Below are 14509 nucleotides of genomic sequence, written 5' to 3'. Positions count from 1 at the left end.
GGCAAGATGTAGGGCTTGATTCAGGATAAAAATAAAAGCAGTTTGAAAATACTCGTAAACTGATAATGAGTGAATCCAGTGAGGATCTATGAAAATTTTGGTTGCAGTGAAGCGTGTGATTGACCCCTATGTAAAAATCCGTGTTAGAGCCGATAATCAGGGGGTAGAAACACAAAATATCAAGATGTCCATGAACCCTTTTGACGAAATTGCTGTAGAAGAAGCGCTTCGTCTGAAAGAGAAAAACTTAGGCTCTGAAGTGGTCATTATCTCAATTGGCAGCGACGCCTCTCAGGAAACCTTAAGGCATGGTCTGGCTCTGGGAGCTGATCGGGCTATTCTGGTCAAAACCGATCAGACTTTTTGCAGCCTGAATATCGCAAAAATTTTGTCGTCGATAGTTCATCAGGAAAAGCCAGGTCTGATATTAATGGGTAAGCAATCTATTGACGGGGATAATAACCAGACGCCGCAAATGCTTGCCGCCTTGTTAAACTGGTCTCAGGCTACATTTGCCTCTTCTTTGAATATTGAAAATAATACCATCACTGTGACCCGGGAAATTGATGGTGGTCTGGAAACCTTGCAAATGCAATTGCCCGCTGTAGTTAGTACAGATTTACGTCTTAATGAACCTCGTTATGCCAGCCTTCCTAATATCATGAAATCCAAGAAGAAACCGCTTGATATCATCGATCTGAGCAGTCTGAATCTTGAACTTAAAGAGCATGTTAAAGTGGTGTCGGTTACTGCTCCCTCTGCGAGAAGCGCTGGTGTCAAACTCGACTCGGTCAGTAGTTTGATAGATAAATTAAAACATGAAGCCAAAGTGCTTTAATTCAGGGAGAGATTATGAGCGTTCTAGTCATTGCGGAACATGACAATAAACAATTGCACCCTGCGTCCCTGAATACTTTGGCAGCCGCACTTCAGCTCGATGATAAGCCGGTGTTTCTGGTGATGGGCCATAATTGTCAAGCTGTTGCCGAGCAGGCAGCTGCTGTGGCGGGTGTTCATTCCGTTCTTTTAGTGGATAATCCATGCTATGCCCATCAGCTGGCAGAAAATACAAGTCAGCTAGTGGCAAGCCTTGCTGAATCATTCACAGCCATTCTTGCTGCGTCTACAACCTTTGGAAAAAATATACTGCCACGGGTTGCGGCCTTGCTTGATGTGGCTCAGGTTTCGGATGTCAGCCGTATTATTTCTTCAGACGAGTTCCAGCACCCGATTTACGCAGGAAACGCGATAGAAACGGTGAAAGTTCTTGATGCGAGGAAAGTATTAACTATTCGTACCACAGCGTTTGACAGTATTCAGGAGAAGCAAACAGCCTGCTGTATTGAACGCATCAGCACAGTGATTGCAGAAGAGAACTGCCATTTTGTAAGCCATCAGCTAAGTAAGTCAGAACGGCCTGAATTGGGAAGTGCAAAAATCATCGTATCGGGCGGGCGCGGTTTGCAGAATGCTGAAAAATTTAAATTGATTGAGGAGCTGGCCGATGTTCTGGGGGCTGCAGTGGGCGCGTCGAGAGCAGCTGTTGATGCCGGATTTGTTCCTAACGACTATCAGGTGGGGCAAACTGGCAAAGTAGTCGCCCCGGATTTATATTTTGCGATTGGCATTTCAGGAGCAGTTCAGCATTTGGCTGGAATGAAAGACTCTAAAGTAATTGTCGCAATCAATAAAGATGAGGATGCTCCTATTTTTCAAATAGCCACTTATGGATTGGTCGGTGATTTATTCGAGCTGGTGCCTCAGCTTATCGAGCAGTTAAAACAATAATCGGGGGGTGAATATGTTTGTCGGTGTTCCAAAAGAAATCAAACCGCAGGAGAATCGCGTGGGATTGGTTCCTGCCAGCGTTCGAGAAATTACGCGAGTAGGAAGCACCGTTTTTGTAGAAAAAGGAGCTGGCCTTGGTATTGGAATTACTGATGATCAGTATCGTGCCGCTGGAGCTGAGATCCTGGCAACTGCTGATGAAGTATTTGAGCGGGCTGAGTTAATCGTTAAAGTAAAAGAGCCTCAACCAGTGGAGTGCCATCGTCTTCGAGAAGGACAAACCCTTTTTACCTATCTTCATCTGGCCCCGGATCCACAGCAGACTCGCCTGCTGAAAGAATCAGGCGCGACTGCAATTGCCTATGAAACGGTGACGCAAAATGACGGTGGCTTGCCTTTGTTGACTCCTATGTCTCAGGTCGCAGGGCGCATGTCTATTCAGGCTGGCGCTCATTGTCTGGAGATGGCGCAGGGAGGAAGCGGGGTTCTTTTAGGCGGCGTTCCAGGTGTCGCTCCTGCAAATGTTCTGGTAATAGGCGGCGGAGTGGTAGGAACCAATGCAGTCCGAATGGCAATGGGAATGGAGGCCAGAGTAACGGTTCTTGATAAATCATTAACTCGTTTGCGTGAACTTGATTTTCAGTTTGGCGCCAAATTGAATACCATTTATGCCACTGCTGAAGCTTTGGAGCAGTATGTTACGAACGCTGATCTGGTTATCGGAGCGGTTCTGGTTCCAGGTGCTGCTGCCCCCAAATTAGTGACGCGCTCGATGTTAAAAGCGATGCGACCCGGTTCTGTGGTCGTTGACGTAGCCATCGATCAGGGCGGTTGTTTTGAAACCAGTCGACCGACTACGCATCATGAGCCAACTTATGTGATTGAAAATGTCGTGCATTATTGTGTGGCTAACATGCCTGGTGCTGTTCCGCGAACATCTACCTTTGCACTAAATAATGCAACGCTCCCCTTTGTAATCAGTCTGGTAACCAAAGGTGTCAAGCTGGCGCTGTTAAGCGATGGTCATTTATTGAATGGATTAAATGTTCATAAAGGAATGATCACACATGAAGCAGTAGCCCGCGATTTGGGATATGAGTATGTTACAGCAACTGATGCCCTGGCGAGTTAAATAATTTTTGAACTGCCCTTAAGGCTGCATAATGCAGCCTTAATAGTGAATGTATGGATGTCAGTTAATGACCTCCATGTCCTCCGAAGCCTCCCATTCCACCCGTACCGCCACCGCCATAATCTTCATCCACCGGATGCGGGTACTTATCCGAAGTGCTGTTGTTGCAAGCACTTAAAAGAGAGACACTACCGATAAGAGCTGATAGCATTACGACAAAACAAACCATCCTGCTGCGTTTCATAGTAAATCCTCTAAATTAACTGCCTGTTAATATCTCATTCAAGATTTGTTCCAGTTTATTTTGTGGATCAGTTAGTTTTTCGATTGTACGCCAGGCGATGTGACCATCTGGCCGCACCAAAACAGCACCTGATTGAGTCAGTTCATAGACTTTAAGCCAGTCTCCCTGGGGATCTTGAAGCTCTCCTTTCTCGCCAATGCGATAACTCTTTATTGGATATTTATTGTTAATGGCACTAACAGCCTTGTACCATTCTTGGTTTGAGTCGGCGCTAAGTAATACAAAATGATGATCGAATAAGTCAAGAGTAGAAATGGTAACCCCATTTTTTTCAAGAGGATAATGAGGTGCTCTGCTTCCTGGGTAGGTGGAGGGCTGATAATCGGAGGTATTGGGTGATGGAGGGGGGCTGTTTTCCGCAATCATCGCACCGCTTTCATAGCGAAACCCGATATCCAGTCCTACCTGATTCAAGTGCTCATTTTGTTCTTCCAGGGCCGCTGACATGGTTTCATAGTCTTCATTATAGATGGCTTCAAAAATGCGGGTGAAGCGCATTGCGTTTTTTGTGCTCCAGGCAATATTATTCTGAGCAATTGGAGCGCGCTCCTCATAATATGTGTCAAGCAGGGAAGTAGTACCATAACCTTTAATAACAGCAGCAAGCTTCCAGGCGAGATTATGTGCATCCTGCACACCAGTATTCATCCCCAGTCCTCCCGTAGGCGGCAAACGGTGGGCGGCATCGCCGGCCAGGATGATTCTCCCTTTACGGTAATTTTCAGCAATCAAGGCAGCCATAGTCCAGAACGCTTTATTAATCAGCTTGATCTGGATAGATTTATCATCCACGAGGTTTTCAATCAGTTCAATGCAGAATTGATCGGTAAAACTTTCCCTGGTCAATTCAGGAATGTGATCATAGCGCACACCAACCAGCCACCGTTTCGAGCCATCCTTGGAGAGCAGGGAGGTGCCCATAATATCTTTTCGGGTAAACATGAATCCGACACTGGGCCTGTCGTTTAAGTATTTTGATAGATCCATTTCGCAATAAATGTTGCAAAATTCTCCCAGATTATCCTTACCCTGCATATCGATGCCCAATAGCGGCCGGGTGCTGGAATTGGCACCATCGGCGGCAACCATATATTCTGATTCAATGAGATATTGTTTTTGAGAGACCGTATCAAGAACAGTTGTTTTTACACCGGATTCATCCTGCTCAAAACCAATCATTTTTGTATTGAAGCAGCACTGAATCTGCGGGTAGCTTTGCGCGGCGGCGAGCAGGGCCTCTTCAACCCTGTCCTGTGATATAACAGCGACTTCTGTGGGACTGTAGGAGGAAGGTCTTGGTTTTGCATTGACCCGGGTTAATTCTTTGCCCTGCAATGACTCAAGCCAGATAAATCGATGGGCTTCGGCAGGAAGCTGGTGTTGACGCAGTTGTGACTCCAGACCCCACAATCGAAAAATTTCCATTGTTCGGGTATTAACCCCTCTTGCCTTGGGATGATTGGTGGTGCCTGGATGCTTTTCAATAACAACTGATTTGATGCCTTGCCTGGCAAGGCCGATGGCGGTACTTAAGCCAACTGGACCTGCACCTGTAATAAGTACCTGAGTTTTTTGTTCCATATTTTTCCTAGAGCAATTAAATCATAAAGGAAATCCCTGCTCCGAAGTAATTTTCAAAAGAGCCGGGATAGCCGCTTATTCGCTGGCCAGCGTTGATATCGATAATAATGGATGGGGTTACCAGAAACAGAATACCCGCATCGGCATTGAATCCACTATGTTCACCAGGACCTGTTTTGGTTTCACCATAGACTTCACCATAGGCGCTCAGGCGATCACTTAATGAATAACTGAGCACAAAATCCGGAATAAAGTTGTTATAGCGTTCACCGCCATTAAAGCGCGATTCTGTTAAGCTGCTGACGCCAAGCATTGTAGTAACACTCCACTTGGGATTAATAGTATAAGTCAGAATGGCGTTGGCGCCTCCGCCTGCCGACTTGCTTCCATAAGCCGCGCTGCCATCGGGGAAAAATAGTTCAGCTTCCACCGCAATGACCCATTTATTATTGTTAATCAACATATGTTTTAGCCCGGCCATGGTTTCGCTATTGCCATAGCGGGGCGAAAAGGATTGCTGATTATAGGTTGGCCAAAGTACATAGAGTTCATTGTTTCCCGGTAAACCGAAACGTGTCTCCATGTTAGGGTAAGTCTGTAGTGTGCCATCACTATCTGTAAGACGCTGATATTGATAACCGGATTCAATAATGACTGACTTCCAGGGAACAGTGCAGGAGCTGTCTGCATAATTAGGTCGGTCAATGAGATTCAGGAAAGCGGTTGGGCCAGAGCAAGAGCTAACCGGTTCATCGGCGAAGGCGGAATTGGAAGCAATTAGAAAAGCGAGAATAGAGCGAGTGAGCCAGCTGTTAATAGGGTGAACACATCCATAAGCCATTTTGCGATCCTGCATGATAACCAGAGAGTTTTTGCTTAGTTTGTCATTTTGCCTGTATAGGATTAAAGTTGCAATGCAGTGTTGCTCAGTAATCGGTCTGAATTTAAAAAAACAGAGAGTTGAGCGCGCCTTACAGAGAAGCCGCGCTACTCAGGATTGGTTAGGCTGTGGCAACGGCAGTCATCGGTGGTAGAGATAAACTGGTTTTTAATTCGGTTAAATTATTTATAAAGTCGCTTTCATTTTCCCAGTGCAAACCCTGTTTACTCATAGTTTTCAATAGAAGAGTACGGAAGGAATGCGGGTAAGTATTGCCATTTTTGTTATTATTTTCCAGAAAGTTCAATAGGAACCCTGCAGTGTCTTCCTCTTTTTGGGTAAATAATTTATCAAAAAAATCAAGCGCTCGCTTTTGCCCTTCGGGTCCGTGGCGGTGAAAAATAGAGATTTTTGACCAGAAGCGATTAGTATAGTTTAAATACTCATCTAATGCTTCTTTTGCAAGTAATTTGAGATTATCACTGCTGTGAGGATTAACTTTTACTTCAGCGTGTACATCTCTTGGGGTACCCAATCTAAAATCAGGCGCATTGCGAATTACATAATGCGTGCTGATATGGCTCACTTTATCGAGCAGATTAACCTTGGAGGAAGGGTTTGTAGCGGCGAAAATGTTTTCGTAGGTATCATCATAAAATTCAAGATGAGTGTTTGAGTAATTAAGCCCATGAAAAACTTTCAAGTAAGACAGAATATTCAGTATTTGAGTATTTTTTCCCTCAGGCATCACAGCGCCCAAGTGGGTATCGAAGTTTATAGGTTGAAGACTCGAAATCACAATTGGATGCGTTAACCCATCCGCCATGTATACTGAAAGCTTCGTGTGTTCAAAATCAAAGCTCTCGGCCAGTGTTAAGGGCTTTTCGAGTGCATATTCTATGTAGCGTTTTACATACTCTGGATCATCATGATAAGTAGCGATTGCAGATAGTCTCTTATCAGTAAACTTGAAATAATCGAGTATGCCTGTCTTGATATTGGCCGCTGGTTTGAGTTGAGCCCGAGCCTTAGGGTGAAAAGTATGATGCCTGGTAATGGTTTGGTCAAAATCGAAAACAGCAATTTCATCAATATCAGTTGAATCGAAATTCCATGCGGGCATAAGCTTACCTTAATTGTCAAATGCGAAAATTATACGGGATATTAATTAAGGAAGGCTTAAGAAGGACAAAATATTGCCAGTAATTTGTAACTTGCTTGCTAAAAAAAGCCCTGGGTGGGATAGTAACTTTATCGAATATCTCATCAAGGACAACGAGTTCATGAGCTATGTACGAACTTTTATCTTATTATTGTTTACTCTCTCGCCCCCTCTTTTCGCGCTCTCTGCAATGGAAGTACGAATAGATAGCATAGTCCAGACTGCCATGCAGCAAAACCATATTCCAGGCCTTGCTCTCGCGATAGTGGAAAATGGTCAACCTTTATTGATCAAAGGATACGGTAATGCGCAGTTGAACCCTTCAAGGCCTGTTTCCACTAAGAGTTTATTTGCGATAGGTTCCATTTCCAAGGTATACACTGCCTTTGCGATAATGAAATTAGTTCAGGAAGGCAAAGTAGGGCTTGATGATTCCATTTTAAAATACCTCCCCAAAGCTCCCGCTGCCTGGCGTGCGGTGACTATCCGCGAGCTTCTGTCGCATACCAGCGGTATTCCTCAGCACCAGGGACCGCATTTACCCTGGCAACGGGTCTGGCAGCAGCTGGCCAGGCGGCCAATGCAGTTTGCACCGGGTACAAATACTCGCTATAACAATTTTGGTTTTATTGTTTTAGGAAGGGTGATAGAACGTGTCAGCGGACAAAGCCTTGCCAGCTATCTTCAAACTATAATATTTAATCCCCTGGATTTAAATCAAACCGGCTTTCCTGCAACACTAAATCCCCCTGGATTGGCTAATGGGTATCATTTTGTTAATGGGCAGTATGTTCCTGCACCGAATCGTAAACCCTGGCAGCAGATGTGGGGATCGGGGGGAATAGTCTCGAGCATTGAAGACATGGCAAAATGGGATATGGCAATGAGTGCAGGCAAAATTCTAAGCCCTCAAACCTACCAGCAAATGTGGCGGCCAGTCACTCTGAAAAATGGACAGCCCAGCGGTCGAAATGGATTGTTCTGGTCTTTGGGATGGCAAGTCTCCTATCGAAATAATAAACTGGTTGCTCAAAAAGATGGGGCTATCCGCGGATATAGCAGCTTTATGATTCGCCATATTGATGACAAGATATCAATTATATTATTGACCAATACGAATAAAGTCCGCCTGCCCAAACTGGCAAAACAAATTTTTCAGGCCGTTAAGGGAAGTGAAACAGCTCAATAGACTCAAATTGGTTATTGAATGTTCACAACCGCTTGAACAAGTTCTTCCGCCAAGGTATAAAGAGCCTCGCGGTTATAACAAGGTGTACTCTATGAAAAAAATTATTCTTATGAGCTTATTGGTTTTCCTGTCTTTCGGACTGGTTGTCAGCGAAGCCTCAGCAAAGCGATTCGGTGGTGGAAAAGGATTTGGTTCCTATCGAAGTAAAACGCTTTTCTCGAGAAATGTATCTGCCAAAAAACCACCAGTAACGAATAAGACCAGCCGCTTTCGCAGCGGTCTAAGTGGTTTTTTATTAGGAGGCTTACTGGCCAGTCTTTTTTTTCACAACGGTCTTGGAACAGCCCTATTCGGCTGGATGCTGATTGGCCTTATTGTGGCTGTTGTGCTGGGGCTATTGGCGAGACGCCGCCAACAGGATCTCGGAAACAGGCGTTAATGACAAATCCCCTGGGTTTCAAGTTAAAATCCAGGGGGTTGAAGGTGTTTTCTGATTTTGTCCTGATTATCAGAGAAAGTTTTTCATTACATTGAATTGATAAGAATCCGGTTTAACACGCAGATTATAGCCCCCCCAACCATGGCCGGTAGACCAGACGGTCCAACCTGCAAAGCCATAGTCTTTACCCTTGGCGCTATTTTCCTGCAGATATTGCATGAATTGTTGCAGGGGAGCACTACAACTGCCGGCGTTGGTTCCAGTGCCAAATTCTGTAACAATCGCCTTTAGTTTATTCTCCTGTAAGTAATCAACAAACTCATCAAGATTAAAGGCATTTGGGCCCTTGGTTGTTAAATCCTGCAGACAGTCATTATGTGTACCGCTATAATCACTATCCAGATATTGATGGACATTAATCAGTATCTTTGAAAGATCGGTAATGCCGGCTTCAGCAAAATTTTCACGGGTAAACAATGTGGCATTGGAGTAGGTTTGCCCATCACTTCCAGTCCACTGATAAGTCGTCCACGAGTGCAGCCCGGTCCAGCTGTTGCCTTCAACCAGAATATAACCCTGGAACCCTTTATTACGCAGGTATTTGATTAAATCAGCCTGAATAGTAAATACCTTATCATCCGGAATGCCCACTGGCTCATTCACTAAATCCAGCATTATGTAATTTTTGTCAATCTGACTGTCTTGCTGAATCAGATCAACTAATTGTCCCCACACGGATTCATATGCTTTGGGATCAAGAACTAAGGTTCCATCCGGACAAGGACCATCGGCACCGCAACCAGAATATTGCTCACCAAATTTTGAGTAACGCATATAGGCGTGCAAGTCTATGATGGTATTTACTTTTGCATGGCTTAAGCTTTGTAGCAAAGGGCGAAGATAATTATCATAATAGGATTTGTTTATACCGCCTTTGCCGGCCCCATCCAATTGCACATAGCCCCAACTGATTGGTACTCTTACCGTATTTACTCCTGCTTTAATAAAGGTTTCAGTATCTTTCAAATCCGAATTTGTTGTGGTGGAATCTTTTTCTGAAAGATTAGGAACGACCACCGGATCAATAGTTTTTCCAAATTCAAGACCCGATAAATTAATCCCCGCAAACTGCCAGTAGCTATTTTCTTTTGGGTTGGGTAGATTCATATTCGAGTCGATAGGGGTGTAATCGATAGCTCCTGTAACCACTCCGCGGCTATCAATCTGGCGGTCTTTATAGGTAATATGAACACCTTCAGGCGGAGTATAGGCACTGATGGCATTGTTACCTGAGTTATTGATATTAAATCCTATATAGCCGAGATAAGTATTATCGCTTGAGCAACCCCCAAAGCGGAGTGTAGCTCCCGCATAGTATTGATTGCCGGATGCCGCATTGGCATCCCCGGATTGTCCTGGAGCGAGGGGGAGGGTGACGGTTCCGCCTTCATTCTGAATACAAATATAGGGTTTGACTGATCCACCAGGCCCGACACCGGCGATGCTGTTAGTCATCGAAGCGGCATAACTAATGCCTGGCAGTAACAAAACAACAGGTATTATCTTAAGCATGATAACCTCGGAAGTGTGTTTCAGTTGATACTAATGTATAATAAATAAACATGCGTGGCTTCCTGTCTTTTTTGACAGGTATAGGGATGAAAATGCATCGGACTTGTCAGATATTTGCGAGCGCTCACTCACTGGACGATCTGAATTCATTGCTTTTTGATTATTTTAACACGCAGAATATTCACAGTTTTGCTATCACCTACTATCATCGCCATACCAAAACAGGAAGCCGCCTAATCTATGACTGGGTGAGCCCTGCATTAAAAATCTGGCATCAATATTATCTGGAACAAGGCTATGCGGATATTGACAGAACCCTTGAATATTCGGAAAAATCTCTGCTGCCGGTGTTCTGGAATGTCAGTGAGCAATTAGCCAGCGCCAAAAACAAGCGTGAACAACGGATACGTCAGGAGTCGCTTGATTATGGCCTTGATGTAGGATTAAGTATCCCGGTCTATGGCCCTCAGGGTGATTTTGTTGTTCTGGTTTTGCATCAGAAACAAAAAGAAAATGGACTTGCGAACTGGCAGGAAAAGCAATACGAATGGATGATCATTGCTGCGGTTTATTTTCAGCAGCTCAGGCATTTTATGGCGCATGAAGCCGTGAAAGATGTGCCACTCACCCAACGTGAAATGCAGTGTCTTGAATTAACATCACAGGGATTGAGACTGGAAGCAATTGCTAAAATCCTCGAGGTTTCAAGAAGGACAGTTAATTTTCATCTGCAGAATGCCAATAAGAAATTGGGTGTAAATAACAAATATATGGCAATAATACGCTGGCAGGAACAACAACAATAGACAAAAACCTTGCTGTATCAGGGCGACTTGGGTACAGTGCTGACTATCCAGTGATAAGAGTCGGTGTTATGAAATCCTCGTTTGTCCATTTACGCGTTCATTCTGAATTTTCGATGATTGATGGTTTGGTCAGAATCAAGCCTTTGATTAAATCGGTGAGTGAACGGGGCATGAACGCGGTGGCTGTTACTGATCATTGCAATTTGTTTGCTGCCGTAAAATTGTTCAAAACAGCAGTGGATGCCGGTGTTAAGCCCATTCTCGGAAGCGATCTGACTTGTCATTATGCTGATAAACCGGAAGCCACTTCCTCCCTGGTATTACTCTGTCAGAATGACCTTGGTTATCGTAATTTAACCTGTCTCGTATCCAGAGCCTATCAATTCGGCCAGCATCAGGGGCAGCCCCGTGTCCATTATGAATGGCTGGCAGAGCACGCCGAAGGGCTCATCGCACTTTCTGGCGGTCGATCCGGCATAATAGGCAAGGCACTGATAAGCGGTGATATGGATCAGGCTTATACTCTGGCTCATCACTTCAACCAACTGTTTCCCGGGCGTTTTTATCTGGAAATTCAGCGTACGGGTAGAAAGGATGAAAGCTTTTATAATGAAGCTATCGTTGAGATGTCGCAAAGCCTCGGAATTCCTCTCGTAGCGACCAATGATGTTCGTTTCATTTCCCAGAATGACTACCATGCGCATGAGGCCCGGGTGTGTATCCATCAAGGTTACACTTTGGCCGATCCCAGACGAAGCCAGGAATACAACGATAAGCAATATCTGCGCTCTGCAGATGAAATGGTCCAGTTATTTGCTGATTTGCCCCAGGCTCTGGCGAATAGTGTTGAAATAGCAAAACGCTGTACGGTTAAGCTTGAACTTGGTCAAAATTATCTGCCCAATTTTCCAATACCTGATGGTTCCAGTGAAGCGGACTATTTATCGAGATTATCGCGAGAGGGTCTGGAAGAGCGATTGCAACAGATTTTTCGCAATGAAACACCTGAAGTGTTGCTGGCCAAGCGAGAGGTCTATGATCAGCGTTTGCAGGTGGAGCTTGACGTTATTAATCGAATGGGATTTCCTGGCTATTTTCTGATCGTCGCTGATTTTATTCAGTGGGCTAAACAAAATGGTGTACCGGTTGGCCCTGGACGGGGTTCTGGAGCCGGTTCACTGGTCGCTTACGCACTTAAAATTACTGATCTCGATCCCTTATTGTATGAATTACTGTTTGAGCGTTTCCTAAACCCCGAGCGGGTCTCCATGCCTGACTTTGATATTGACTTTTGCATGGAGGGCAGGGACCGGGTTATCGAGTATGTCGCCGAAAAATACGGTCGACAAAGTGTCTCGCAAATTATTACCTTTGGTACGATGGCTGCCAAGGCAGTCGTGCGGGATGTCGGGCGTGTGTTAGGTCATCCCTATGGTTTTGTTGATAAAATTGCCAAGTTAATTCCCTTTGAAATTGGTATAACGCTTTCCAAGGCGCTTCAGGATGAAGAAGAGTTAAAGCGTCGTTATGATGAAGAAGAAGAGGTCAAAGAGCTTATCGATCTGGCAATGAAGCTTGAGGGTATTACCCGAAATGCTGGTAAGCATGCGGGAGGCGTGGTGATAGCCCCCTCCACCTTAACTGATTTTACCGCGATTTACTGTGAAGAGGGCTCTTCTCAGATTGTAAGTCAATTTGACAAGGATGATGTGGAAGCGGCAGGGTTGGTAAAGTTTGACTTTCTTGGGCTGAGGACACTGACAATTATCGATTGGGCGCTACAGACGGTAAATCACTTAAGAGCGGTTCAAAATGAGCCACCTATCGATATAGGCTTAATTCCTACTGATGATCAGGCGTCTTTTGATTTGTTAAAAGCCTGCCAGACAACGGCTGTTTTTCAGCTTGAATCTCGTGGAATGAAGGAGCTTATACATCGCCTACAGCCGGACTGCTTTGAAGATATTATCGCTCTGGTCGCACTGTTTCGACCTGGTCCCTTGCAATCGGGTATGGTGGATGATTTTATCGACCGAAAACATGGGCGTGCCAAAGTAGAGTATCCACATCCTGATCTGGAACCCATCCTGAAACCGACTTACGGGGTTATTCTTTATCAGGAACAGGTGATGCAGATTGCCCAGGTTCTGGCAAATTATACACTTGGCGCTGCAGACATGCTGCGGCGTGCCATGGGAAAAAAGAAACCTGAGGAAATGGCCAAACAGCGGGCAATTTTTACCGAAGGGGCGGTTGGTCGAGGAGTTGAGGAAGCGACTGCCACCTATATTTTCGACCTGATGGAAAAGTTTGCTGGCTATGGATTCAATAAGTCGCACTCGGCAGCCTATGCGCTGGTGGCGTATCAGACCGCCTGGTTGAAAGCTCATTTTCCTGCTGCATTTATGGCGGCAGTAATGTCTTCTGATATGGATAATACGGATAAGGTAGTGACGTTCATCAATGAATGTTACCAGATGAAGCTTACTATATTGCCTCCTTCCGTTAACACCTCGCAATTTAAATTTACCGTGGCCAATAACAACACCATTTTATATGGTCTGGGAGCTATTAAAGGTGTTGGTGAATCTGCTATCAGTTGTATTGTTCAGGAACGTCAGCAATCTGGAGCATTTTCGGGCCTATTTGATTTTTGCCACCGGCTTGATCTGAGAAAAGTGAATCGCCGGGTCCTTGAAGCCCTTATTAAATGCGGAGCAATGGATGAATGGGGGCAGGAGCGTTCCGTACTATTCGCTTCGCTTGAAAGGGCACTAAAACTTGCGGATGCCGCACAGCAGAATCAAAATAGCGGTCAAACCGATCTTTTTTCTTTAATAGATGATTCCACCTCGCGAGAGGATTACCAGGAAGCTCGACCGTGGAGTCAGATGCAGCGCCTGGATGGGGAAAAAGAAACCCTTGGGTTATATTTCAGCGGTCACCCAGCGGCGCAATACATTGAAGAATTGCAAAGCAAAGTGACCCCAATTCTTAAATTAAACCCGGGTAATGCAAAAAAAGCCTGGATCTGTGTGCTACTCACCGGATTACGCCGTGTGCTGACCAAACGCGGAAAAAAGCTGATTATTTTGTCTGTGGAAGATGTGTCTGGCAAGATGGATGTGGTTGTTTTTTCTGAGGTTTTTGATTCCGTTGCCACTGATATTCAAACAGGTATGATGCTGGCAATTGAAGGAGAAATCAGCAAAGATGATTTTAGCGGCGGGATAAAAATGTCAGCCAGCCAGATTTTGACTATTGCTGAGGCGCGAAATCATTTTGCAAAATCGCTTAAAGTGAATCTGAATTATCAGCATGCGGAACATATTATGGCGCTTAAAGCGATATTAAAAAATCATAAAGGGCATTGCGTAGTTCAGGTCTTATATGAAGCGGAGAAAGCGAGCGTTTTATTAAGTCTTGGGAAAGAATGGTGTGTATCACCGAGTGACGACTTATTGAATTCCTTACGTGAGATCCTCGGAAATGACCGTATCAGAATGTGCTATTAAGGATTTGTAAAAAATCATTTTCGGCCATTTAGAACCAGACTCAGTAAATACTTTGGGCTTTATAGCATGCAATTTGCTGCTGCGTATTGAGAAACGGGCCTCGCATAGGCTAACATTGAGGTAATTTTTGTAATGGATTGT

The 14509-nt window shown here is 44.7% G+C and carries 12 protein-coding genes; 7 read left to right on the top strand and 5 right to left on the bottom strand.

Annotation, left to right across the window (positions count from 1 at the left end):
- Positions 1 to 88: 88 nt before the first annotated feature.
- Genes E1O89_RS04780 through ald form a run of 3 tightly spaced genes read left to right on the top strand, consistent with a single transcriptional unit; the run spans position 89 to position 2920 of the window.
- Positions 89 to 838 (top strand): electron transfer flavoprotein subunit beta/FixA family protein, encoded by a 750-nt coding sequence (locus tag E1O89_RS04780; protein WP_133139172.1) that lies wholly within the window; start codon positions 89 to 91, stop codon positions 836 to 838.
- A gap of 14 nt (positions 839 to 852) precedes the next feature.
- Entirely contained in the window at positions 853 to 1788 is a 936-nt protein-coding gene (locus E1O89_RS04775) for an electron transfer flavoprotein subunit alpha/FixB family protein (RefSeq protein ID WP_133139171.1), read from the top strand.
- Between the two features lie 13 nt (positions 1789 to 1801).
- A complete protein-coding gene (ald, locus tag E1O89_RS04770) occupies positions 1802 to 2920 on the top strand; it encodes an alanine dehydrogenase (RefSeq protein WP_058506739.1) in 1119 nt (372 codons plus the stop codon).
- A gap of 64 nt (positions 2921 to 2984) precedes the next feature.
- On the opposite strand, the gene E1O89_RS04765 is transcribed toward ald, so the two are convergent.
- From E1O89_RS04765 to E1O89_RS04750, 4 genes are all read right to left on the bottom strand, one after another.
- A complete protein-coding gene (locus tag E1O89_RS04765) occupies positions 2985 to 3164 on the bottom strand; it encodes a hypothetical protein (protein ID WP_133139170.1) in 180 nt (59 codons plus the stop codon).
- Positions 3165 to 3179: 15 nt separating this feature from the next.
- Positions 3180 to 4805 (bottom strand): FAD-dependent monooxygenase, encoded by a 1626-nt coding sequence (locus E1O89_RS04760; RefSeq protein WP_133139169.1) that lies wholly within the window; start codon positions 4803 to 4805, stop codon positions 3180 to 3182.
- Positions 4806 to 4821: 16 nt separating this feature from the next.
- Positions 4822 to 5646: a transporter gene (locus E1O89_RS04755; protein ID WP_165483060.1), complete on the bottom strand. Its 825-nt coding sequence runs from the start codon at positions 5644 to 5646 to the stop codon at positions 4822 to 4824.
- 160 nt (positions 5647 to 5806) lie between these two features.
- Positions 5807 to 6808: a hypothetical protein gene (locus tag E1O89_RS04750; protein WP_133139167.1), complete on the bottom strand. Its 1002-nt coding sequence runs from the start codon at positions 6806 to 6808 to the stop codon at positions 5807 to 5809.
- Between the two features lie 160 nt (positions 6809 to 6968).
- Between E1O89_RS04750 and E1O89_RS04745 the strand changes: the two genes are divergently transcribed.
- The gene (locus E1O89_RS04745) at positions 6969 to 8036 is read left to right on the top strand and encodes a serine hydrolase domain-containing protein (protein ID WP_133139166.1); all 1068 of its coding nucleotides are present in this window, start codon (positions 6969 to 6971) and stop codon (positions 8034 to 8036) included.
- A 91-nt stretch (positions 8037 to 8127) separates the two neighbouring features.
- Entirely contained in the window at positions 8128 to 8475 is a 348-nt protein-coding gene (locus E1O89_RS04740; RefSeq protein WP_133139165.1) for a hypothetical protein, read from the top strand.
- Positions 8476 to 8544: 69 nt separating this feature from the next.
- Here the strand turns inward: E1O89_RS04740 and E1O89_RS04735 are convergent, their stop codons facing one another.
- Positions 8545 to 10047 (bottom strand): glycoside hydrolase family 5 protein, encoded by a 1503-nt coding sequence (locus E1O89_RS04735; protein ID WP_133139164.1) that lies wholly within the window; start codon positions 10045 to 10047, stop codon positions 8545 to 8547.
- 86 nt (positions 10048 to 10133) lie between these two features.
- Here E1O89_RS04735 and E1O89_RS04730 point away from each other — a divergent pair, with 86 nt between their 5' ends.
- Both E1O89_RS04730 and dnaE read left to right on the top strand, forming a co-directional pair.
- Positions 10134 to 10853 (top strand): helix-turn-helix transcriptional regulator, encoded by a 720-nt coding sequence (locus tag E1O89_RS04730; RefSeq protein WP_262337402.1) that lies wholly within the window; start codon positions 10134 to 10136, stop codon positions 10851 to 10853.
- Positions 10854 to 10921: 68 nt separating this feature from the next.
- Entirely contained in the window at positions 10922 to 14368 is a 3447-nt protein-coding gene (dnaE, locus tag E1O89_RS04725; RefSeq protein WP_133139163.1) for a DNA polymerase III subunit alpha, read from the top strand.
- Positions 14369 to 14509: the final 141 nt, after the last annotated feature.

The organism is Legionella genomosp. 1, from assembly GCF_900640215.1.
GTDB classification, from domain to species: domain Bacteria; phylum Pseudomonadota; class Gammaproteobacteria; order Legionellales; family Legionellaceae; genus Legionella_C; species Legionella_C quinlivanii_A.
The sequence above is the reverse complement of the archived record's forward strand: the minus strand, read 5'-3'. Positions and strand labels throughout refer to the sequence as shown.